Source organism: Prochlorococcus sp. MIT 1306 (assembly GCF_047304515.1).
Taxonomy (GTDB): Bacteria; Cyanobacteriota; Cyanobacteriia; order PCC-6307; family Cyanobiaceae; genus Prochlorococcus; species Prochlorococcus marinus_D.
On sequence record NZ_CP138959.1, the window covers coordinates 1342492 to 1364191 of the forward strand.

Below are 21700 nucleotides of genomic sequence, written 5' to 3' on the forward strand. Positions count from 1 at the left end.
AGGCAGCGTCATGATTGACGCATCGCTTGCTTTGGGGAAGGAGTTCTTGCTACCGCTTCCACTGCCGCTGCTGCCCTCCCTGATTCATGCAGCACTTCAAGAATCTCTTCCGCAAATCGTCGCCAGCTTCCCCGCCGCTGTGATTGAACGTGAGGGGCGGCATCTGGTCTTGGATCGGCGTAGCCGTCGGCTGCTTGTTTTGCAAGATGGCTCCTTAATTACAAGCTTCTCAGTGGCGGTGGGCATGCCTGGCTGGGAGACTCCGGCAGGTGAGTTTCAAGTTTTGGGAAAGACTCCCCATCCCATTTGGGAGCATCCCCAGAGCGGTAAGCGAATCGGATCTGGGCCTAACAATCCCCTTGGCAGTCGCTGGATCGGCTTCTATCGAGATTGCAACGGCAGAAACGCTCACGATGGTGATCGTTGGCTAACGATTGATGGCTGCGTCACCTCTGGCTTCCATGGGACGCCACACCGCTGGACTGTTGGCCGAGCTGTTTCCCATGGTTGTGTTCGGCTGTTTGAAGAGGACATCCAATCCCTCTATCGGCTGGTCAAAATCGGCACGCCGCTCAAGGTGCTCCCATGATCGTGATCTGATTGAGCTGATGCACATTTAGAGTCTCGCGGCTCTCGACTGACTTGAAAATGCGCGTGCTATTTGCTGCTGCGGAATGCGCGCCGATGGTCAAGGTCGGTGGAATGGGGGATGTGGTGGGCTCATTGCCCCCAGCCCTGGCCAAGCTTGATCATGATGTGCGTCTGATCATGCCTGGTTACGGCAAGCTCTGGAGCTTGCTGGATATCCCTACTGATCCGATTTGGCGGGGTCAGACCATGGGCAACGAGTTCGCCATCTATGAGACAAGTCATCCCAGCAATGGTTTGCCCCTTTATCTGGTGGGGCATCCAGTGTTTGATCCTGAACGGATCTACGGCGGAGAAGACGAAGATTGGCGTTTTACGTTTTTCGCAAGCGCAACAACGGAATTTGCCTGGAACGTTTGGAAACCGCAGGTGCTGCATTGCCACGACTGGCATACCGGAATGATTCCTGTGTGGATGCATCAGGACCCTGAAGTCAGCACGGTCTTTACCATTCACAACCTCAAATATCAGGGCCCCTGGCGCTGGAAACTTGATCGGATGACTTGGTGCCCCTGGTACATGCAAGGGGATCACACCATGGCGGCAGCGTTGCTTTATGCCGATCGGGTGAATGCCGTTTCTCCCACCTATGCCAGAGAGATTTGTACATCTGAATACGGGGAGAGCCTTGATGGCTTGTTGAACTACATCTCCGGAAAGCTGCGTGGGATTCTCAATGGCATTGACCTGCAGGATTGGGACCCTGCTAATGACAAGTCTTTGCCAGCCACTTTTAGTGCCGATGACCTTTCAGGTCGTGCTGTTAACAAGCAGGCACTTCAACAGCGCATGGGGCTTGAGGTCAATCCGGACACCTATCTGCTGGGGATGGTGAGTCGGTTGGTGGATCAGAAAGGTGTTGATCTTCTGCTGCAGGTGACAGAGCGGTTGCTTGCTTACACAGATTCCCAGATCGTGGTGCTGGGCACTGGTGAGCGTGGTTTGGAATCCGGCCTATGGCAATTGGCGATTCAGAACCCTGGCCGCTTCTCGGTTTTCCTCACTTACGACGATGACCTAGCACGTTTGATCTACGGCGGCAGTGACGCATTTCTGATGCCGAGTCGCTTCGAACCCTGTGGCATTAGTCAGCTGTTGGCCATGCGCTACGGCAGCGTGCCGGTGGTGCGCAAAGTGGGTGGTCTTGTCGACACGGTGCCTTCTTACGACCCTATTCATAAAACCGGTACTGGATTCTGCTTCGATCGATTTGAGCCTGTTGACTTCTATACAGCATTAGTGAGGTCTTGGGAGGCGTTCCGTCATCGTGATTGCTGGCGTGAGTTGCAGCAACGTGCGATGACTCAAAACTACAGCTGGGATCGCTCCGCTCTCGACTATGACCAGATGTATCGGGATGTCTGTGGCCTTAAGGAGCCGTCTCCTGATGCGGCGGTTGTGGAGCAATTTTCTCTCGGCCAGGGTTCAGATCCTTCCCTTCAGGGTCAGGACAGCAATGCGAAAAAAAGAACCAGACGCAAGAAGAAGGGGAATGATTAAAAAAAGAGGTTTAAACTTGGTTGTTGGGTTTGCAGATTTGGCGGCTCTTTTGCAGACGACCCCATTGCTGCACCCCCATCTTTTCAATCTGCCGATTGGTCGTCAGGGCTCCTGATCAACATGGAAAAGTCGCCCCGGCCAGAGAAGCAAACGGGACGACTCCCAGTCCCCTATACCAATCCCTGGGTATCCCTGCGAGAGGGATTTCGTGATGTCTTCGCAGACCTTGGTCTGCGACTCAGGCAACTCTGGCGTCTCAACCGGCAAGGCGAATTCTCCACACCAAGGTTCTGGCCTGCAGCAATGGCACCAATGTTTTGGCCATTGACACTTGCAACCGTAGTGGTCTTGGGAGTGTTCTCCAGCAGTCTGCTGATTGACCAACGTGCAGCTGTGGCACAACCAGATCCTGCAGAGACCTATCCCAGCAATTCAGCTGCATTGGCTGTGATGTCTACCCCCTCCACTGCGGAGTCACAGCCTGTTGCAACGTTGTCGGAGCCTTCTGAACTGGAACCCTCACAACTTTCAGAGCCTTTGGCTGTGCCTCTTCAGCTTGAGCCTCTGTTAACGATGCTGGCAGACAATGATCTCCCCAGTGGTTTGCTTCTTGCCGCCGAACCAAGACCCCTGGACAATGATCTTGTGTTGAGGCTTAGTTCAGTTTGGAACAACCTCAATTCATCTCGACAGCATGAACTTGCCGATCTTTGGCAGGCTCTTGCTGAACAGCTCGGTTATGACGAACTTCAGCTTCAGGGTGAGGATGATCAACTGCTTGCCAGGACAGCAAGAGTGGGTGTGGGCATGATTATTTTCGATCGGGATTTGGCTTAATGAGACTGCGCCTGGGGCAGCTGGTCGAGCTTTGGGGTGCTCCGATGCATGTTCACGCGTCTGACCTAGATCTTGACCAAGCTGTTGGTCCGATCTGCACAGACAGTCGTCAGTTGAGCCAAGGCAGCTTCTTTGTGCCGTTGGTGGGGGAGCATTTCAATGGTCATGCCTTTCTTGCTCAAGCTCTAAAACTTGAGGCCCAGGCGGCTGTGGTGGCTCGCAAAGATCATCATCCAGTACCCGAGGGTCTCCCCCATTGGATTGTGGAAGACACTCTCGAGGCTTATCAGCAGCTGGGGTTGCTGCATCGCCGTCAGCTGAATGTACCGGTGGTTGCCGTAACAGGTTCTGCAGGAAAAACCACGACTCGGGAGTTGATCCGTTCTGCACTCACACCCCTTGGTGAGGTCTTGGCAAGTGCAGGCAACAACAACAACGACGTGGGTGTGCCGCTCACCTTGTTGCAGGCGCATTCAGATCATGGCGCAGTTGTGGTGGAGATGGGGATGCGTGGAATTGGGGAAATAGAACGGCTTTCCTGTTGCACCTACCCAGACGTCGCTGTAATCACCAATATCGGCAATGCACACGTCGGTCGTTTAGGTAGTCGTGCGGCGATTGCTTCCGCCAAGTGTGAGATCACCACTTGCCTCAAACCCAGAGGAGTGATCGTCATCCCAGCAGGGGATTCGCTACTGGAAGATGCTCTTGAACGGATCTGGCGGGGGCGGGTGATCCGCGTGGCAGTTCAAGACAATCAACAATTAGAGCCACCAGAGATTGCAGATCTGCATCGAAGACCTCTACCCATGGCTGACCTCGTTGGCTGCGTTGACCTGGCCAAGGGTGAACTATTGCTAGAGGGAAAGGCCTACACCCTGCCTTTAGAAGGGATGCATAACGCTTGCAATTTGATGCTGGCACTCGCAGTTGCCCGTGAATTAGATGTCTGCAACGAATCGCTATCCGATCTGAAAGTAGACGTTCCTGGTGGCCGTAGTCGACGGCTAAAAGTTGGCAACTTCACTGTTCTGGATGAAACCTACAACGCTTCGCCGGAAGCCGTGCAAGCAGCATTGGAGCTATTAGCAATTCAACCGGGACGTCACTTTGCAGTGCTCGGAACCATGCTGGAGCTAGGAGACCAGAGCGTGGCTTTGCATCGCCAAGTCGCTGAACGGGCGGTACAAGTTGGTTTGGATGGACTCGTCGTCGTTGCTGCAGGCGCAGAGGCTGAGGCCATGGCAACAGCAGCAGGGTCCTTGCCACATTTGGCCGTCGTTGCCAACCCAGAGCAGGCTGCTCAGCCATTGCAGGCTTGGCTTGAGGACGGCGATGTGGTTCTGCTTAAGGCTAGTCGTGGTGTCGCTTTAGAGAAATTGATCCCTTTGCTCTAAGGGGGCTAAGCCTCAATCCTCTCGTTTCACTGCCAACCATTTTTAATCAGTTGTTTGGAGCGGCCAAGGGCGAGAGCACCATTGGGAACATCTTTAGTGAGAGTGGAGCCAGCTCCTACTGTCACGTCCGACCCTAAAACAATCGGCGCCACCAAAACGGAATTCGCCCCTGTTTTGCTGTTATCACCAACCACGGTGAGATGTTTTCTCACACCGTCGTAATTTGCAGTGATCGTACCGGCCCCGACATTGACATGGCGACCAAGTTGTGCGTCACCGATATAACTGAGGTGATTCACCTTTGAACCCTCGCCAATTTGGCTTTTTTTAATCTCCACAAAGTTGCCAATACGGCAGTGATCAGCAATGCCTGCACCAGGGCGTAGGTGTGAGAAAGGGCCAATAGCCACCTCATTTCCCACCTTGGCATCACGTACAACGGAATGAAGAACGCTGACTCCATGACCAAGGTCGGCATTCTCAATCAAGCTTCCTGGGCCAAGCTGGCAGCCATCGCCAATGTTGCAGCAGCCCCGCAAATGGGTTTGGGGTTCAATCACCACATCTCTACCGAACTGACAGTCTTCACTAAGCGTGCAGCTAGCAGGGTCAGCAAAAGTGACCCCTTCTTTCATCCAATGGTTACGTAGCCGTTCTTGAAGCAGCGCCTCACAGTTGGCAAGTTGGCAACGATCGTTGATGCCATTTACCTCATCGGGATCAGCCACCTCTACATGCATCGCAATAGGTAGCAACGCCACAGTGTCGGTGAGGTAGAGCTCAGCTTGATCATTATCACTACAAAGTTGAGGTAGTACTGCGGCCAATGTCTTCCAATTGAAGCAGTAGATGCCCGCGTTAGTGAGATTGTTGTGGCGCTGTTCGTCACTACAGTCGCGATGTTCAACGATGCTGCTTACGCGGCCTTGTTGATCTGAAAACACCCTGCCGTAGCCCGTGGGATCTGCGAGTCGAGCTGTTAGCAGCGTGACGTCGGCACCACTTGAGCGATGTTCGTTCACCAAGTGTTCGATCGTGCTTGGTCGAAGTAATGGAACATCACCATTGAGAACCAAAAGCTCACCGTCAAAGCCCTCCAATACGGGCAGTACTTGCTGCACCGCATGACCTGTACCGTTCTGAGGTTGTTGAACAACAAACTCCAAGCCTTGCCAATCAGTGAGCTGCTGTTGCACCTCTTGCGCCTGGTGGCCAACAATCAACAAGCGCCGTTGAGGTTGAAGGCCCGAGCAACTGGTCAACACCCGCTCAACCAATGTGGAGCCTGCGAGCGGTTGCAAGACTTTCGGCAGGCAGCTCTTCATGCGGGTGCCCTTCCCAGCAGCCAAGATGGCGACGGCAAGCATGGAGCGAATGGCGAATCGGCCGGAATCTAATTGAATTCCGACAACTTCACTGCAGTTAACAGCCTTTAAGCAGGATCAGCTCAGCTTCTAGCAGTGATGATTCAGCCAGAAGAGCGCCAGAGAAGTTTCTACTTTCACTAGCACTGGCACTTTGCTGGCAATGAAGCGCACTATGGCCCCACATAAAAAGCCTCCTTATTGATGAGTCATTGTTCAAGCAATCGTTTAGATCATGATCAACAATCTAAAGTGAAAGCAAGCTGCAAGTCATTGACATGAATCACCCAGTAAAAGAGGGTCCATTAAATCAAACGTTGCCACAACATCACCTTTGGGATTGATCAGCTGTAAGCAATGAACTTGCATTGAGTTGGGAGGATTCAAGAATGACTCTAAACAATCTCTTTCAATTCTTATCTATTCTAATTTTTCACTAGTTTCTTCCTGACAAGAATCAACCTTGCCTTTGCTTGGCTGTCCAGCGGTGGTGCCAGGTATTGGTCGCCTCTAATCCGCAGAGCTGTTGTTCAGTGCTGCGCCGCCTCCGGATCACTTCTGCCTGATCTTCTCCAGTTGGATCGCGGTACGGAACGGCTGCGCGTGTATGTAGATGTTCATGTTCCATTGCAGTAAGCGACCGCCAACCAGGCCCTTTCTCTCCAAAGCTGATCTTGAACTGCTTCATCCCCATGGTGCCACTGCTCCAACCTCCGCGCTCCCCTGGCACTTGCAGTAGCGAGAATAATTTCAGCCCTGCTCGCTGCAAGCTGGCACGTATGGCCGCTGCACGGCTATAGGTCAGGAGCCTCCCACCTGGAGCTAATCGTATGGCCAAGCCATGCAGAAACTCTTCACTCCATAGCTGTGGGCAGCGGCCTGGAGAGAAGGCATCGTGAAGAATCAAATCAAACTGCTGATCTTGGGGTAGCTGATGAAGCGTTTGGCGTGCATCGCCCCACAACATTCTTCCCCTGCTCTCTAGCTGATCCCAACCATCACAATCTCGGATTAAAATAAGTTTCTGGTGGACCGATGCTGACCAGGCACTACAGAATCCCGTCTGCGCCAAAGCGAGTTCCAGTGGTCGCCTGTCAATCTCTAGACCCCACCACAGCACATTCGGCGCTGGAGTTGGCATGGCATCCAGCACAGCCGCAGTGTTGTAGCCAAGACCCATACATACGTCGAGGATCCGAAGAGTTTGTCCGCCACTAAAGCGCGTCAACTCTGCCGGTTGTGCGAATTTCGCGCATGCTTCATTCAGCGCTCCGGCGGAGTTGTGGAACGCTTCGTCGAAGTACTCACTATGCAGGCTGAAGCTACCATCCGCCGTTGGGAAAACATTCAGCGCCCCCAAAGAGCGAGAGTGGCCGGCATTAGCGATGCAGCCGCTCAAGGTCATCCCAGAAGTTCGGGTAGGAAACAGCCGCAGCTTCGCTACCCGTCAAGCGGGAATCGCCCTCTGCCAGCAACGCAGCCACCGCCAGGCTCATGGCGACACGATGATCCGTTTCACTATCGAGGTCTGTGCCTCGCAGTGTTCGGCCCCCGCGGATGGTAAGCCCATCGGCATGTTCGTCGATATCTGCTCCCATAGCCGTGAGCTGCCTGGTCATCACAGCAAGCCGATCAGTTTCCTTGACGCGCAGTTCACTTGCGTCAGTAATTTTGCTTTCACCATCACAGAAACAAGCAGCCACCGCCAGGATCGGCACCTCGTCGACCAGGCGAGGAATGATGTCCCCATTGATGCTGAAGGGCTTTAACGGTCCTTGCCTCACCCGTAGGTCTCCAACCGGTTCACCGGCGACTTCATGGCGGTTGAGCACCTCAACGCGAGCTTCCATTTGCTGCAACACTTCCAGGATTCCGGTACGGGTGGGGTTTAAACCAACGTTTTCCACCACGAGCTCAGCTCCAGGCACAAGCACTCCTGCGACAAGCCAAAAAGCAGCAGAACTGATATCACCTGGCACGACAATATTTTGGCCATAAAGCTTTTGTCCTGGGCTCACTCTGATATGGCGACCCATCTCTCCTCCCACTTCGAGATCAGCGCCGAATGCCCGCAACATGCGTTCGCTGTGGTCTCTCGAATGGGCTGGTTCGATCACAGTCGTTGCCCCATCGGCTGTCAGGGCTGCCAGCAGCAGGGCTGACTTCACCTGGGCACTTGCTACAGGTGTACCGATGACACCACCACGAAGTTTCTGACCACTCACGGCAAGTGGTGCGAAGTCGCCGTTGGATCGTCCTTTAATTTTGGCTCCCATCATTGTTAATGGCTGGCCAACCCGATTCATGGGCCTACGGCGCAAAGAGGCATCACCGCTAAGCACGAAATGGCGGCCCTTGCTTGCCGCCAACAGCCCTAGCATCAGCCGAATTGTTGTGCCGGAGTTACCGCAGTCGAGTACATCTTGCGGTTCTTGAAGTCCATCGAGACCAACGCCTTCAACGCGAACTATTTGCCCGGCATGAATCGGGCTGATCGTGGCTCCCATCGCTCGAAGACAGGCGGCGGTACTCATGGGATCTTCAGCAGGTAAAAGGCCCTCGATGGTGGTGACCCCTTCTGCGATAGCTCCAAATAACAGCGCTCGATGGGAAATCGATTTATCTCCAGGGACTCGCACCGTTCCAGAAAGCCCACCACCTGCTCGAAGCTCACGTGACGATGAGGCAGTGCTTGTAACGCTCAATGGGTGTGGCCCGGATCAGATCGATCTTATGGGCAAGCGTTTGAGCTTATTTCCAATTTGTTTTTGTGTTGTGTAATTTGTCTCTTTTGGACCATCTCAACCAACAGATATCTGCCGAGTGTTTTTTGCTAATCAGTCCATTTTTAATTCAGGTCTTTTTGACCATCGCTTGACGGCAAAGACTCTCCATCACATAACCGAACAGGCTTGGATCAGGTTCTTCGCTGCCCAAATCCTCCAGCCCCAACTCCTGCCATCGAGCATCCACCCTGCTTTCTAGATCTGCATCCCGGCTGAGTGGCTCGCCCCATTCATGGCGTTTCTCAGGGCCAATCTTAGTGGTGGCGTCGATAGCCATCCTGCCTCCAAGCCCTAGATGTTCGCTAGCGAAATCAAGGCTGTCGAAGGGGGTGTTCTCAAGTACAAAGAGATCCCTTTGCGGATCGACCTGTGCAGCGATAGCCCATACGACTTGGCGTGGATCTCTCACGTTGATGTTTGCATCTACCACAACAACGAATTTTGTATAGGTGAATTGGGGCAATGCGCTCCAGAAAGCCATCGCGGCACGCTTGGCTTGTCCTGGATAAGACTTATCGATTGCAATCACCGCCAGCTTGTAACTGAGGGCCTCCATCGGTAGAAAGAAGTCAACAATCTCCGACACCTGTTGACGCAAGATAGGCGTGTAGATGCGGTTCAAGGCGATGGCGAGCATCGCTTCTTCCTTGGGGGGGCGGCCGCTAAACGTCGTGAGGAAAATCGGATCGCGGCGTTGAGTCACGCAGTGGAAGCGCACCAATGGTGAGGGCTCCACTCCTCCGTAGAAGCCCATATGGTCACCAAATGGACCATCCTCTAATTCCTCACCTGGTGTAATGGTTCCTTCCAACACCACTTCACTGTGGCTAGGGACTTTCAGATCCAGTGTTTTGCAGCCAGTGAGACGTACACCCTCTCCTGCATAAAGACCAGCAAAAAGCCATTCACTGAGTTGCACAGGAATCGGAGTTGCTGCGGCCATGATCAGCAGCGGGTGTACACCAATAGCAATGGCTACCTCAAGCTTCTGGCCCATGGCAGCAGCTTTGCGTAGGTGCCTGGCTCCGCCGCGAACGCTCAGCCAATGCACCGTCATGGTCTTTGGCGATTGGCGTTGTAGGCGATAGACCCCCACATTCGGCACTCCCGTCTCCGGGTCTTTGGTAATCACAAGGCCCAGGGTGATCACACCACTGGCATCGCCTGGCCAGGGACGGATCAAAGGCAGGTTGTCGAGATTCAACGCATCTCCACGCAGCACCTGCTGATGGCAGGGAGGTGTGAGATCCAGGTCTGGTCGCGCTTTGATCAGATCCCAAAACACACTTGCAAACTGTCTGGTTTCTTGCAGACCCTTTGGCGGCCTTGGTTGCTGCAGCAGAGCCAGACGAGTTCCCAGATCCTCAAGTTGCTGAGCGTTGTCCAGACCCATGCTCCACACCACTCGCTCCATGGTGCCCATCAGATTCACTGCCACTGGCATCGATGAACCAATCACGTTTTCGAACAACAGGGCCGGCCCACCCAAGCCCAGCACCCGATCAGTAATAGCGGCGAGTTCTAAATCTGGATCTACGGGGGCACTGATCCGCCTTAGTTGGCCACGTTGCTCAAGTAGGGCTAGGAAGTCCCGCATGTCTTGGGACGCAGGTCCGGGACGAAGCAGGGGCATGGTTGGTAAGACAGCCAGCAAAATGATCTAGTTACTGTGGCGCACGTCGTTCCCTATCGAGGCCATGCAGCTCGCTTATTTCCATGTGGCCGCGGATGTGCCTCAGGGGGCTGAGCCTGATGCTGCTGTCGTCATCGACGTTCTCAGAGCCACCACCACCATCGCCTGGGCTTTAAACAACGGTGCCGAAGCTGTTGAAACCTTTGCTGATTTGGACCAACTGAGGCAGAGCGCGGCTCAATGGCCGGAGTCTTCCCGTTTGATGCTTGGTGAGCGAGGCGGACAGCGCATTGAGGGATTTGATCTGGGGAATTCCCCCGTCGCTGTGGTGCCCGAGCAAGTGGCTGGCAAAAGACTATTTATGAGCACGACTAACGGCACGCGCTCGTTGCAGCGAGTGCGTGGGGTTCAGCGTTTATTCACTTTGGCACTACCAAACCGCAAAGCTGTTGCAGACCACTTGTTGATGGATCCACCTGAGCAACTTTGGATTGTTGGTAGTGGCTGGGAAGGGGCCTACTCCCTGGAGGATTCTTTGGCGGCCGGAGCATTAGCCGATTTGCTATTGGATGCTGCCGCTGATGAGGCTTGTGTCGTGAACGACGAACTCACTGCTGCACTAGCCCTTTGGCAGCAGTGGAAGCACGATCCAGAAGCCTGTCTTCGTCAAGCCAGCCATGGGCAACGCTTAATTGGGCTTGGCGATCACGATGCAGATTTCAGATGTTGTGCTGAATTGGATCGGCTTTCTGTGGTTCCTGTTCAGGTCAAACCCGGAGTCCTTTGTGCCTCTTGAAACCACACTGCGATCTAAAATCTCGCTCTCTGTTTCAACCCTGTGACCGACTTTCTGGCAGCCGCTTTGCAGCTGACGAGCACCTCGGAGCCAGAGCTCAATTTTGCTGCTGCCGAGGAGCAGATCGAACTGGCTGCCCGCCGTGGTGCGGAGTTGGTGGGATTACCTGAAAATTTTGCCTTTATGGGTGATGACGAGCGACGGCTGGAGCTGGCACAAGACTTAGCTCAGCAATGCAGCCGCTTTCTGGTCACCATGGCAAGGCGCTACCAGGTGGTGCTTCTGGGCGGGGGCTTCCCTGTACCTGCAGGAGATAGCAATCACACGGTCAACAGAGCCGAATTGGTCGGTCGTGATGGTCAGCTGCTCGCGAGATACGACAAGATTCATCTCTTCGATGTGGATCTACCTGAAGGCAACACCTATCAGGAGTCGGCCACGACTACGTCTGGTCGTGAACTACCCCCGGTCGTGGATGTGCCAGGACTATGTCGAGTGGGACTATCCATCTGCTACGACGTGCGCTTCCCTGAGCTCTATCGCCATCTCGTCGGTGCTGGCGCCGAGTTATTGATGATTCCAGCAGCCTTCACGGCTTTCACCGGAAAAGATCACTGGCAGGTCTTACTTCAGGCCAGGGCCATCGAGAACACCTCCTATGTGCTTGCACCTGCCCAGACAGGTCGTCATTACAGCCGTCGACAAAGCCATGGACATGCCATGGTGATTGATCCCTGGGGAACCGTCTTGGCTGATGCAGGGGTGAGTCAGGGTGCAGCCATTGCTCCTGTTGACAACTCGCACATTGGTCGCATTCGCGCGCAAATGCCAAGCCTCCAACACCGGCAGTCAGCACTGTTCTGAGCCAATGGCCTCGGCTCCGTCCCGCCCTCTCATCCTGCTGGTGGTTGGTGCCTTGCAGATCCCTTTGGTTTTGGCAGCGTTGCCGGCCAGAGCGGCAAGCGCTTTAGCGGCCTGGGCACTTGGAAGCGACGGGGTGTTGCAGTTGCGTACATCAAGAGGGGCTCGTCTAGAAGCGTTCTTTCAACCAGCGGATGGTGCCCAGGGAGCAAAGGTCTGGATTGATTTTCCTGGCGAATTGAGCCGCTCTCGCAGCCTGCGGGGTAGCGGGCCGGTGCGTGCGATTCGTTTGGGGAAACCAACGCCTGGATCAACTCGACTGGTGATTGAGTTCAAACCATCAATCTCTCTGAATCCAAATCAGCTCAAGCTGATAGGAACCTCTCCGGACCGCTGGAAGCTCAACTTCGAAGGCTTACCGACCCGTGGGCTTCGCCCTATCGGTGAAGGAGACCTGACAGCATCAACTTTGAGCCGATGGGCTCCTGGAATCCGGATTACCCCCACACGGACGCCTATCAATGCCTCTGGTTTGCCGAATGTCCCCCGCGGGCGCTTTAGAGTTGTCATTGACCCTGGTCATGGTGGTCCAGACCCTGGTGCCATAGGGATTCGCGGTGTGCGTGAGACGGATGTTGTTCTCGATGTTTCCCTTCAGGTGGCTCAGCTATTAGAAGCTCGAGGGGTGCAGGTCATCATGACCCGCACGGCTGATGTGGATGTGGATCTACCGCCAAGAGTGGCGATCGCCAATCGAGTAGGTGCTACTGCATTTGTAAGCATTCATGCCAATGCCATCAGCATGTCCAGACCACAGGTCAATGGAATCGAAACCTTCTATTTCTCTGATTCCCGTTCAGCCAGGCTGGCGTCTCATATCCAGCAACAGGTGCTGAACGTCTCCCCTGGGAGCCCCAACAGAGGGGTCAGACGGGGCCGTTTCTTTGTCATCCGGCGAACCACAATGCCCTCCGCCCTTGTTGAGACAGGTTTTTTAACCGGACGGCTAGATGCTCCTCGGCTGGCTTCAGCAGCCCATCGCCGCAAGTTGGCTCTGGCTATTGCTACTGGCATCCTCAACTATTTGCAGGGGGTCCGTTGAAGCCTCGCTTGGGATTATTTGATAGCGGCGTGGGTGGGCTGACTGTGCTCAGGCGAGTGCTGGAGCGCCATGGGCAGGTGTCTTGCCTCTATCTCGGTGATACCGCCCGAGTCCCTTACGGAAACCGCATGCCGCATGAAATCCGAGTGATCGCCAAGGAAGTTGTCCAGTGGTTACGAGACCAGCAAGTGACTGCGGTTGTGATGGCTTGCAACACCACGAATGCGTTGGCTTCTGATGTGGCTGAAGCGGTTGCGGGAGGGATCCCTGTCGTGAGGTTGATCGAGGCAGCAGCCAACATGCTTTCGGAAGCGCGTGTGGGAGTACTGGCCACTCCTGCTGCTGCTGCATCAGGCGCATATGGCAAACAAATTGAGATCTCTCGACCAGGCACGATGGTGATTGAGCAGGGATGTCCTGCCTTTGTGCCATTGATTGAAACTGGTCAACTCAGCAGCGAGGAGCTTTATCAGGCGGCGCGTGAGTATCTGAATCCACTCTTGGCTGCACAGGTGGAAGCAGTGGTTCTCGGATGCACTCACTATCCTCTTCTTGAACCGATCTTGCGTCAGATTTTGCCGCAAGATGTGCGTTTGATTGATCCTGCTATCGGTGTGGCGCGCGAGCTGGATGTTCTGTTGGGTGGCCCAACGATCCCATTGGGAACATCACTGTCGCTGACCTCTACACGGTTCTGCGTGACTGCCAATCCCGAGGGCTTTGCCACACGTGCTACGCCATGGTTGGGCGAGCGTCCTCAAGTTGAGTTGGTTTCACTGCAATGTCCTGCCTGCGCCTCGTAAGATCACTCCACCGAGGGAATCCATGGCCACCGTTACTGAGCTGCTGCAGCCGGTCGAGCTGGATCTTGAGACCCTGCTCACTGATCTGCGCAGCTTGATTGGTGCCGGTCATCCCATTCTTCAAGCAGCGGCAGAGCACTTATTCAGTGCCGGGGGCAAACGCCTTCGCCCGGGCATTGTGCTGTTGATCTCAAGAGCTTTATCTGCTGATGGTGATCTCTCGGCCCGCCATCGTCGGCTGGCGGAGATTACCGAGATGATCCACACGGCTTCTCTTGTTCACGACGACGTCGTCGATGAGGCGGCCACTCGCCGAGGCGTGGCCACTGTTCATAGCCGTTTCAATCATCGCGTTGCGGTTTTGGCAGGTGATTTTCTATTCGCACAGGCCAGTTGGCATCTGGCTAATCTTGATAACTTAGCTGTGGTCAAGCTTCTCAGTCGGGTGATCATGGACCTCGCCGATGGGGAGGTGAAGCAGGGCCTCTATCGCTATGACACCGGCCAATCATTTGCGACATATCTGGAGAAGAGCTATTGCAAGACGGCTTCTCTGATGGCCAACAGTGTGCAGGCTGCCGGCGTGCTCAGTGGTGAGAGTGTTGAGCATCAGAAATCACTGCATCACTTCGGTCGCCAGCTTGGACTCGCCTTTCAGGTTGTCGATGACATCCTCGACTTCACAGGCAGTGAACAGCAATTAGGGAAACCTGCCGCGAGTGATTTAGCCAGTGGCTATCTAACGGCACCGGCTCTCTATGCGCTAGAGGAGCATTTGGCTCTAGCTCGTCTGATTGAGCGAGAGTTCAGCGAAGAGGACGATCTTGATCAAGCCCTTGAGCTGGTGCGTAATTCGCAGGCTATTTCACGCAGCCGACAGTTGGCTGAAGATTTTGCCAGGGAATCTCGTGAAGCTATCGCTTGGCTACCAGATTCACCTTGCCAGCGTGCATTAATGGAACTACCTGATTTTGTTTTAAGCCGTCTCTACTGAGCTTTTCAGAGTGCATCCCAAGCCTGCTGGAGATGGTCAAGAACGGTTTTTAACTGAGCGATTTGACGAGGATTCTCATCTTTAAACTTGCCATCGCAATTGATGTGGGCTTCATTTTCGCTCAGCACCCAGACATGACACCCTGCGGCTAGGGCAGCCTGTGTGCCGGCCTGAGAGTCTTCCAATGCCCAACAGGCAGTCGGCTTGACAGCCAGCCGCCGCGCGGCAAGTAGATAAGGATCTGGAGCGGGTTTGCCTGCTGTAAGAGATAGATCATCGCCAAGAACTCGAGTCTTAATCAGTGCAAGCCAGCTGTGATGGATACTTTTAAATGCCACGGCATCTGTCGTACTACTGGAGGCCATGGCCATTGGCAGCCTGTGGTCGTAGCACCAGCGAACCAGTTCCTCTGCTCCAGGCATGGCTTTAGCCTGACTGAGCAGGTGCTTTGCGATCGGCTGGCGCACGGCTAAGAGCTGTTCGATCCCTACCGGGGTGTTCAACCAATTGTTGACCAGATGAGCACAATCAAGACGACGCCGACCTTTTAGCATCGACAACTGACTTGTACTGAGACTGGTAGCAAAGACAGCCGCTGTTTGAGACCAGGCCTGAGCATGTAGAGGTTCAGTATCCAACAACACTCCATCTAGATCAAACAAGCAGGCCGCAGGGAAGGACATGAACCAATGCGCACCCTCTCGATTGACTTGATTAAAACTCAATATCCAGCTCAGTCATTTTCGATTGGATGCAAGTTGTCAAGGGTTTAACAGGAGGTTGTGTGGCCCAACTCATACTTTTAACACCTTTCCTATAAAAGTGGCTCACCTAGCAAGAGAGACTGGTCATCAGTCATGAAAAGAAGCAGCTATCGCATTTCTAGCTGAAACCTGCGATTTTGCATTCAGAGGTAGGCTCTACTTGGCTTGCGGCTTATTGGCCTATCAGAGGATCTTATCGTCAATCCAAAGACAAATCTGCCTGAAGCAAAAACAAACACTTGTCAGACAAGCCAAGCATGATGGGATAACTTAAGCAAGACAATCCCCTTACTCAAAGAAAGTTGCCATTCAAGGCATTAAACAAATCTCTAAGCTTCCACTCAACTGAAGCAGTGAATATGGCTACCAAGCAATCATGCAGATGAGATGTTTCAAGACATTCTGGAAGCACAAGACAGCCGACCTGATGAAGATCGAAACCTGTATGTGTTATTAGTATCTAGGCCAGAGGATGAATGCATTTTTCAAGTTTATCAATCACACGAATTAACTCAGCCGGCATCACTTTTACAATCGACTTTACAACATAATCACAAGTTTCATATTGAAGTGATTGCGAGTCAATGGATTGCCCGCAGAATTGGTCCATCGTTGTGCTGCTATGAGCATTCTTTTCACCGTTAGCAGGAATGTATTTTTTACGACTATATTTGGCGGCCTGCAAGCAGATAGGAAAAGACTTTGAATTGATCATTGCGCTTCGTATTTTTATCTTATTTCAGACTTTTACCCTTTCAATCTGTACTCATTTAGATGCCCTTCAGAGACTGTCGCTTATGGGATTCGTTTAAACAAGCGTGTCACAGCGCTGTAGTCCCTGCTCTTAATCGCTTGAATGCGGAAAATCACTGGTCATTGATTGCCTTATGTCCCCTGATCCATCCGGCACCATTAAGTCAGTGCTGCAGGAGCAGCGCGTCTTTCATCCCTCCGCAGAGCTGGCCTCACAGTCGATGGTTGGCAGCCTGGAAGCCTATCGTCGGATGGCAGAGCAAGCCAAAACTGATCCTGACAGTTTTTGGGGTGAAGCCGCCCGCACTGAGCTGGAATGGTTTGAACCCTTTGATAGCGTTCTCGATTGGTCGAATCCTCCCTTTGCGCGTTGGTTTGAAGGAGGCACGACAAATCTTTCCTTCAACTGTCTTGATCGCCATCTCAATGGCCCGAAGGCAGACAAAACAGCCCTGATCTGGGAAGGAGAGCCAGGTGATGTGCGGCGCTTCACCTATCGAGAACTTCATGCTGAAGTGTGCAGGGCTGCCAATGCGCTGAAAGCTCTTGGCATTGGCAAAGGTGACCTGGTTGCCCTTTATATGCCAATGGTCCCAGAAGCGGCCATTGCCATGTTGGCTTGCGCCCGTATCGGAGCCCCACATTCTGTTGTCTTTGGTGGCTTTTCCGCTGAAGCCCTTAGAGATCGTTTGGTGGATGGTGAAGCCAAAGCCGTGATCACTGCTGATGGTGGTTTTCGTAAGGACAAGGCCGTTGCCTTGAAGCCGGCAGTGGATGCTGCATTAGCCGAGGGTGCCTGCCCGAGCGTGACGTCGGTGCTGGTGGTGCAACGCACAAAAGAAAGCGTGGTGATGGAACCTGGTCGAGATCAGTGGTGGCACGAGCTTGTGTCAGCTCAATCTCAAGAGTGCGCGGCCGAACCCATGGCGAGTGAAGATCGCCTGTTTGTGCTCTACACCTCTGGCTCCACTGGAAAGCCAAAGGGCGTTGTGCACAGCACGGCAGGCTATAACCTCTGGGCTCACCTCACTTTCAAGTGGATCTTCGACATTCGCGACGAAGACGTCTACTGGTGCACAGCCGATGTGGGCTGGATCACTGGCCATAGCTACATTGTTTATGGGCCTCTTTCCAATGGGGCGACAACTGTGATGTATGAGGGGGCACCACGCCCATCCAAGCCTGGAGCCTTTTGGGAGTTAATTCAGAAGCACGGGATCACGATTTTTTACACCGCACCTACGGCAATTCGGGCATTCATGAAAAGTGGTCGGGATGTACCCGATCAATACGACATGAGCAGTCTGCGCTTGCTAGGTACCGTCGGAGAACCCATCAATCCTGAGGCCTGGATGTGGTATCGCGAGGTGATCGGTGGTGATCGTTGCCCAATTGTCGACACTTGGTGGCAAACGGAGACGGGTGGAGTAATGATCAGCCCATTACCTGGTGCGACGCCAACAAAACCAGGATCTGCGACCCTTCCCCTACCAGGTATTGAGGCTGATGTGGTTGACGCACAAGGCGAGCCGGTAGCCGTTGACGATGGTGGATATCTGATCGTGCGACGTCCTTGGCCCGGAATGATGCGCACCGTGCACGGAAATCCTCAACGCTTTAGAGAGAGCTATTGGGAATACTTACGCCCTAAGGATGGCAGTTTCATCTATTTCGCAGGCGATGGAGCTCGTCGAGATGGTGATGGTTATTTCTGGGTGATGGGCAGGGTGGATGATGTGATTAACGTTTCAGGCCATCGTCTTGGCACGATGGAAATCGAATCGGCATTGGTGAGTCACCCGGCAGTGTCTGAAGCGGCAGTGGTTGGAAGGCCTGATGACCTTAAAGGTGAAGCGATCGTGGCCTTCGTCACCTTGGAGGGAAGCAGGGAAGTGAGTGATGCTTTGATTCAGGAGCTTCGTGTTCATGTGGGCAAGGAAATCGGCCCCATTGCTCGACCTGATGAGATCCGTTGCAGTGATGCCTTACCCAAGACCCGCAGCGGCAAAATTATGCGCCGTATCTTGCGGGCTTTGGCCGCTGGAGAGGAGGTCAAGGGTGATACCAGCACCCTGGAAGATCGCTCCGTGCTGGATCGGCTTAGATCCTGATCACAACCTCGTTCATGGACTTGCCCAAGAGGAGATCGTTTCCACCAATTGCTTGAGAGTCTCGGCCCGGGCGGAGTCATCCGCCCAGTCGCCGAGAAGGTTCTGCCGTAACCCTGCACTGGCCGGGGTGAGGTGATCGCCTGGAAGATGCAAGCTTTGTGTTGCATCTTCCACTCGCTGCTGGAGACTATGCAAAAGGCTTGGGCTCTGATCGAGGCTGTCATCCCCAAAACTCACCAATAAGTTCTGAGGTTGGTGGTAACTCTCGCGGATCAATCGCAATGTTTCATTGGGGCTTGGGCTGAATTCCGTGTAAAAGCCAAGCTTTGGTGCAAGTTCGCGAAGCATGGGAATCGAACGATCAGCCGTGAAATTGTTGAAGCTCAATGCCACCAAAGCCCTGCTGTTACGACCTCCATCTGGGGCTAGAAGATGCAACTTGCAGCCAAGGCTATGGCCCAAGCGAAGGGGTGTGGGGAGGGCTCCGACTCTGGCCTCAAGTTGTTGTCGACAACGACGCAAATGTTTCCAAGCTTCATTGGCCTGAGCCTGATGGTCGAAGCCTGGCACATAGCCCCAAGTATGAACCGCCAGATTGTGGTCAGCTAAACCTTCAAGCAATCGTCGGTAGCTGAGCTGGGGGCTCGCCGCCAAATAACTGCCCCCCACCATCTCGACCAGTGCGATTGGCTGAGCTGGCCATAGTCCCCAGACGTTGCCGAGGCGTCTCCATCTGGTCATCGTTTCTTTTTGATTTCCTCCACGACACGACATGCCTCACGCATATGAGCAGGACCATCGAGGAGATTATTAAAAATATGGCGGATTGTTCCTTGGCCATCAATCACGTAAGTAACTCGGCTTGGCAGCATCCCAAGGGTGCGAGGAACTTCAAAGGCTCGCCGCAGTGTGTTGTCCTTGTCGCTCAGTAATGCATAGGGCAGGCCATGTCGTTCCGCAAATTGCCGATGACTGATGTCATCGTCTCCACTCACCCCCCAGACTTCAGAACCGAGTTTCGCAAAAACTGAGTAATTGTCTCGAAAGCTACAAGCTTCGGCTGTACATCCAGGTGTGTCGTCCTTGGGATAGAAAAACAACACGAGTACTTTGCCTTTGAGATCATTACTACGCCGCTTGTTGCCATTTTGATCGACCAGATCAATGGCAGGAGCCTTATCACCAACTTGAAGGGCCATCCAGAAGCTCGCATCTATGACGCACCCTAGAGAGCCCCTTGATGGGTGCGGGAGAATACAAGCAATCGATCGATGAACTCGGCGTGGGGGAAGCAAAGCAGCATCTCTTTGGAGCTGGTCAGTTGGATCTTCTCCCCGATCTCAATGCAGAAGAGGCAGTTGTCACTCCTTCAAAGGCTGTCTCTACCTCAAAGGCTGTCTCTACCTCAAAGGCTGTCTCTAATTCAGAGGCTGTCTCTAATTCAGAGGCTGTCTCTTTACCGCAACCTCATGCACCAGTGGCACTGCCTTCATTGCATCGAGAAGCTTTGAGCTCACTGCCAGAGATGCTGCTGATCATCGATACGGAAACCACTGGATTGGATCCGAAGCGAGGTCAATGCCTAGAGGTTGGAGCCATCCTTTTCCATGCACCGCAGCGTGCTGTGCTTGCCCAGCATTCCTTTTTGCTACCTGTGGAAACCAATGCGGCTGAATCAATCAATCGCATCCCCGCTGAGGTCACTCGCTTGGATCAGCCTTGGCGACAAGGGCTGGACTATTTCCAAGCCTTACTGGATGCCGCTGATCTGTTAGTTGCTCACAATGCTGGCTTCGATCGTCAGTGGTTCGGGAAGGATCAGCTTCCAGCTGTCTCCAAGCCCTGGCTGTGCACGATGGAAGACATCGCTTGGCCAGTTGATCGTCAGCTTCGTTCCAGGCCTTCTGTAAGAGATTTAGCTCTCGCTTATGGCGTGCCGGTATGGGCCGCACATCGTGCTCTCACCGACTGCATTTATCTCGCCGAGGTGTTCGCCCGTTGCAAGGATCTCGAAACTCTGCTGCTTCATGGGCTAGAGCCAAGGCGTTTGATGCGTGCCCAGGTGTCTTATGCACAAAGACACTTAGCCAAGGAAGCTGGGTTTCGTTGGAATGATCCAATTCAAGGTGCCTGGACTCGACGCTTAAGTAATCGAGAGGCCGCCAAGCTGGAATTCCAAGTGGTTTCCATTGATCAACAAGAGGAGCAGCCATTGAGTGCATAACGTTGCTTTCGATGGCATCATCCATTTGAGAAAAGGTTGAGCTGCCAAACACCCTTGCTCCGATAGCGTTGAATTCTGATTGATTTCCTTAGTCAAGAGCTGAACTCTCCTAACCGTCTCATCACTTGCTTGCTGCCGCTTTGGAATAGGTGATCAAGCTTGCAAGTTCTGATCGGTAGGCAATTAGAAACACTGCACTTAATAAGTTACGACTCTTTGTCGGGGATTAGATCAGCCCTAGGTCACAACCCCATTGATTAGCTTCCTACGATTTTTTCATTGAGCCATTCCGTTCCTTCCTGACAAAAACCGATGACTCACCAAGTATGTCTACGTAACTGGCATAAATCAGGAGAATGCGTAGATGAATAAATCATCGATGGATCCCACCCCTCGCCTGGTGAATGGTTCAAGCGATGCTCCTGCCACCCTGCTCTTAGCCCATGGGGCTGGTGCAGCGATGGATAGCCCTTTCATGACAGCGATAGCTAGTGGTTTAGCAGGGGTCGGTTGGCGAGTGGTGCGCTTTGAATTCGCCTACATGGCTAAACAACGCATCAATGGCAAACGCTCTCCCCCTGATCGATTGCCGAAATTGAAGCAAGTCTTCCTTGAGCAAGTGGAGATAGAAATTGCAAGTCGGCCCGTCTTCATCGCTGGTAAGTCGATGGGGGGCAGGGTCGCCAGTCTTCTGGCAGATGAACTCTCAGCCAAAATGAACGTACTTGGCTGCATCTGCCTGGGTTACCCCTTTCATCCCTTGGGGAAACCTCAGCAGTTGAGAACTGAACATCTTGCTGTGCAAAAAACACCAACCTTGGTTTTGCAAGGCGAACGCGATGGGATGGGTCGACAAGATGAGGTGGAAACCTACACTTTGTCGCCAAAGGTCTGTTTGCAATGGATGCCTGCCGGGGATCACAGCTTCAAACCCACCCGAAACTCTGGACTCACTGAAGCCGACAACTGGAGCGCAGCAGTAACTCACTCAAGTAATTTTTGCAAGAGACTGCTAAGCAGCTGAACATGAACAAAAACCAAAACAATGAACCTGATAACTCAATTGTCCATTGAAAGAATCTTGCTCATCCTTGTGGCTGGTTTTGGTGTGTTGGCGAGAACTACAG

The 21700-nt window shown here is 53.4% G+C and carries 20 protein-coding genes; 12 read left to right on the forward strand and 8 right to left on the reverse strand.

Annotated features, from left to right (window positions below; genetic code table 11):
* Positions 1-10 precede the first annotated feature (10 nt).
* From SIB74_RS06835 to SIB74_RS06850, 4 genes are all read left to right on the forward strand, one after another.
* Positions 11-589: a L,D-transpeptidase gene (locus SIB74_RS06835; RefSeq protein ID WP_082818455.1), complete on the forward strand. Its 579-nt coding sequence runs from the start codon at positions 11-13 to the stop codon at positions 587-589.
* 59 nt (positions 590-648) lie between these two features.
* Positions 649-2148, forward strand: a complete 1500-nt coding sequence (glgA, locus tag SIB74_RS06840) for a glycogen synthase GlgA (protein WP_063395626.1) — start codon at positions 649-651, stop codon at positions 2146-2148.
* A gap of 120 nt (positions 2149-2268) precedes the next feature.
* The gene (locus SIB74_RS06845; protein ID WP_063395459.1) at positions 2269-2985 is read left to right on the forward strand and encodes a hypothetical protein; all 717 of its coding nucleotides are present in this window, start codon (positions 2269-2271) and stop codon (positions 2983-2985) included.
* Entirely contained in the window at positions 2985-4382 is a 1398-nt protein-coding gene (locus tag SIB74_RS06850) for a UDP-N-acetylmuramoyl-tripeptide--D-alanyl-D-alanine ligase (RefSeq protein ID WP_063395460.1), read from the forward strand. The genes SIB74_RS06845 and SIB74_RS06850 overlap by 1 nt, the downstream gene beginning before the upstream one ends.
* 26 nt (positions 4383-4408) lie before the next feature.
* On the opposite strand, the gene glmU is transcribed toward SIB74_RS06850, so the two are convergent.
* The 4 genes from glmU to SIB74_RS06870 all read right to left on the reverse strand — a co-directional run bounded on the left by glmU (position 4409) and on the right by SIB74_RS06870 (position 10165).
* Positions 4409-5749: a bifunctional UDP-N-acetylglucosamine diphosphorylase/glucosamine-1-phosphate N-acetyltransferase GlmU gene (gene glmU / locus SIB74_RS06855; RefSeq protein WP_063395461.1), complete on the reverse strand. Its 1341-nt coding sequence runs from the start codon at positions 5747-5749 to the stop codon at positions 4409-4411.
* A gap of 454 nt (positions 5750-6203) precedes the next feature.
* Positions 6204-7151: an MnmC family methyltransferase gene (locus SIB74_RS06860; RefSeq protein ID WP_063395462.1), complete on the reverse strand. Its 948-nt coding sequence runs from the start codon at positions 7149-7151 to the stop codon at positions 6204-6206.
* A complete protein-coding gene (gene aroA / locus SIB74_RS06865) occupies positions 7126-8451 on the reverse strand; it encodes a 3-phosphoshikimate 1-carboxyvinyltransferase (RefSeq protein ID WP_063395463.1) in 1326 nt (441 codons plus the stop codon). Before aroA ends, SIB74_RS06860 begins: the two co-directional genes overlap by 26 nt.
* A gap of 148 nt (positions 8452-8599) precedes the next feature.
* Positions 8600-10165, reverse strand: coding sequence for a UbiD family decarboxylase (locus SIB74_RS06870; RefSeq protein WP_063395627.1), 1566 nt, complete (start codon positions 10163-10165; stop codon positions 8600-8602).
* A gap of 64 nt (positions 10166-10229) precedes the next feature.
* On the opposite strand from SIB74_RS06870, the gene SIB74_RS06875 reads away from it, so the two are divergent.
* From SIB74_RS06875 to sds, 5 genes are read left to right on the forward strand one after another with little or no spacing between them, the layout of a single operon-like run.
* A complete protein-coding gene (locus SIB74_RS06875; RefSeq protein WP_063395464.1) occupies positions 10230-10961 on the forward strand; it encodes a 2-phosphosulfolactate phosphatase family protein in 732 nt (243 codons plus the stop codon).
* Positions 10962-11003: 42 nt separating this feature from the next.
* Positions 11004-11825, forward strand: coding sequence for a carbon-nitrogen hydrolase family protein (locus SIB74_RS06880; RefSeq protein WP_063395465.1), 822 nt, complete (start codon positions 11004-11006; stop codon positions 11823-11825).
* A gap of 4 nt (positions 11826-11829) precedes the next feature.
* A complete protein-coding gene (locus SIB74_RS06885) occupies positions 11830-12924 on the forward strand; it encodes an N-acetylmuramoyl-L-alanine amidase (protein ID WP_063395466.1) in 1095 nt (364 codons plus the stop codon).
* On the forward strand, positions 12921-13727 hold the full coding sequence (gene murI / locus SIB74_RS06890; protein WP_063395467.1) for a glutamate racemase: 807 nt from the start codon (positions 12921-12923) through the stop codon (positions 13725-13727). Before SIB74_RS06885 ends, murI begins: the two co-directional genes overlap by 4 nt.
* A gap of 22 nt (positions 13728-13749) precedes the next feature.
* A complete protein-coding gene (gene sds / locus SIB74_RS06895; RefSeq protein WP_011826520.1) occupies positions 13750-14721 on the forward strand; it encodes a solanesyl diphosphate synthase in 972 nt (323 codons plus the stop codon).
* Positions 14722-14726: 5 nt separating this feature from the next.
* Here the strand turns inward: sds and SIB74_RS06900 are convergent, their stop codons facing one another.
* Positions 14727-15404, reverse strand: a complete 678-nt coding sequence (locus SIB74_RS06900) for an HAD family hydrolase (RefSeq protein ID WP_063395468.1) — start codon at positions 15402-15404, stop codon at positions 14727-14729.
* A 541-nt stretch (positions 15405-15945) separates the two neighbouring features.
* Positions 15946-16170: a hypothetical protein gene (locus tag SIB74_RS06905; protein ID WP_063395469.1), complete on the reverse strand. Its 225-nt coding sequence runs from the start codon at positions 16168-16170 to the stop codon at positions 15946-15948.
* 202 nt (positions 16171-16372) lie between these two features.
* Between SIB74_RS06905 and acs the strand changes: the two genes are divergently transcribed.
* Positions 16373-18349 (forward strand): acetate--CoA ligase, encoded by a 1977-nt coding sequence (acs, locus tag SIB74_RS06910; RefSeq protein WP_063395470.1) that lies wholly within the window; start codon positions 16373-16375, stop codon positions 18347-18349.
* 12 nt (positions 18350-18361) lie between these two features.
* Here the strand turns inward: acs and SIB74_RS06915 are convergent, their stop codons facing one another.
* Entirely contained in the window at positions 18362-19090 is a 729-nt protein-coding gene (locus SIB74_RS06915) for a DUF1350 family protein (RefSeq protein ID WP_063395471.1), read from the reverse strand.
* Positions 19087-19548 carry a peroxiredoxin gene (locus tag SIB74_RS06920; RefSeq protein WP_063395472.1) on the reverse strand — a complete coding sequence of 154 codons (462 nt, stop codon included), beginning with the start codon at positions 19546-19548 and terminating at the stop codon, positions 19087-19089. The genes SIB74_RS06915 and SIB74_RS06920 overlap by 4 nt, the downstream gene beginning before the upstream one ends.
* A gap of 41 nt (positions 19549-19589) precedes the next feature.
* Between SIB74_RS06920 and SIB74_RS06925 the strand changes: the two genes are divergently transcribed.
* Both SIB74_RS06925 and SIB74_RS06930 read left to right on the forward strand, forming a co-directional pair.
* Entirely contained in the window at positions 19590-20573 is a 984-nt protein-coding gene (locus tag SIB74_RS06925) for a 3'-5' exonuclease (protein WP_063395473.1), read from the forward strand.
* A gap of 364 nt (positions 20574-20937) precedes the next feature.
* Complete coding sequence (locus SIB74_RS06930) at positions 20938-21597, forward strand: alpha/beta family hydrolase (RefSeq protein WP_063395474.1); 660 nt, start codon at positions 20938-20940, stop codon at positions 21595-21597.
* The last annotated feature ends 103 nt before the right edge of the window (positions 21598-21700 follow it).

Excerpts from the sequence above, each read along its gene's own strand:
- SIB74_RS06835 (WP_082818455.1), top strand. The coding sequence starts at position 11 with ATGATTGACGCATCGCTTGCTTTGGGGAAGGAGTTCTTGCTACCGCTT.
- glgA (WP_063395626.1), top strand. The coding sequence starts at position 649 with ATGCGCGTGCTATTTGCTGCTGCGGAATGCGCGCCGATGGTCAAGGTC.
- SIB74_RS06845 (WP_063395459.1), top strand. The coding sequence starts at position 2,269 with ATGGAAAAGTCGCCCCGGCCAGAGAAGCAAACGGGACGACTCCCAGTC.
- SIB74_RS06850 (WP_063395460.1), top strand. The coding sequence starts at position 2,985 with ATGAGACTGCGCCTGGGGCAGCTGGTCGAGCTTTGGGGTGCTCCGATG.
- glmU (WP_063395461.1), bottom strand. The coding sequence starts at position 5,749 with ATGCTTGCCGTCGCCATCTTGGCTGCTGGGAAGGGCACCCGCATGAAG.
- SIB74_RS06860 (WP_063395462.1), bottom strand. The coding sequence starts at position 7,151 with ATGACCTTGAGCGGCTGCATCGCTAATGCCGGCCACTCTCGCTCTTTG.
- SIB74_RS06870 (WP_063395627.1), bottom strand. The coding sequence starts at position 10,165 with ATGCCCCTGCTTCGTCCCGGACCTGCGTCCCAAGACATGCGGGACTTC.
- SIB74_RS06875 (WP_063395464.1), top strand. The coding sequence starts at position 10,230 with ATGCAGCTCGCTTATTTCCATGTGGCCGCGGATGTGCCTCAGGGGGCT.
- SIB74_RS06885 (WP_063395466.1), top strand. The coding sequence starts at position 11,830 with ATGGCCTCGGCTCCGTCCCGCCCTCTCATCCTGCTGGTGGTTGGTGCC.
- sds (WP_011826520.1), top strand. The coding sequence starts at position 13,750 with ATGGCCACCGTTACTGAGCTGCTGCAGCCGGTCGAGCTGGATCTTGAG.
- SIB74_RS06900 (WP_063395468.1), bottom strand. The coding sequence starts at position 15,404 with ATGTCCTTCCCTGCGGCCTGCTTGTTTGATCTAGATGGAGTGTTGTTG.
- acs (WP_063395470.1), top strand. The coding sequence starts at position 16,373 with ATGTCCCCTGATCCATCCGGCACCATTAAGTCAGTGCTGCAGGAGCAG.
- SIB74_RS06915 (WP_063395471.1), bottom strand. The coding sequence starts at position 19,090 with ATGACCAGATGGAGACGCCTCGGCAACGTCTGGGGACTATGGCCAGCT.
- SIB74_RS06920 (WP_063395472.1), bottom strand. The coding sequence starts at position 19,548 with ATGGCCCTTCAAGTTGGTGATAAGGCTCCTGCCATTGATCTGGTCGAT.
- SIB74_RS06925 (WP_063395473.1), top strand. The coding sequence starts at position 19,590 with ATGGGTGCGGGAGAATACAAGCAATCGATCGATGAACTCGGCGTGGGG.
- SIB74_RS06930 (WP_063395474.1), top strand. The coding sequence starts at position 20,938 with ATGAATAAATCATCGATGGATCCCACCCCTCGCCTGGTGAATGGTTCA.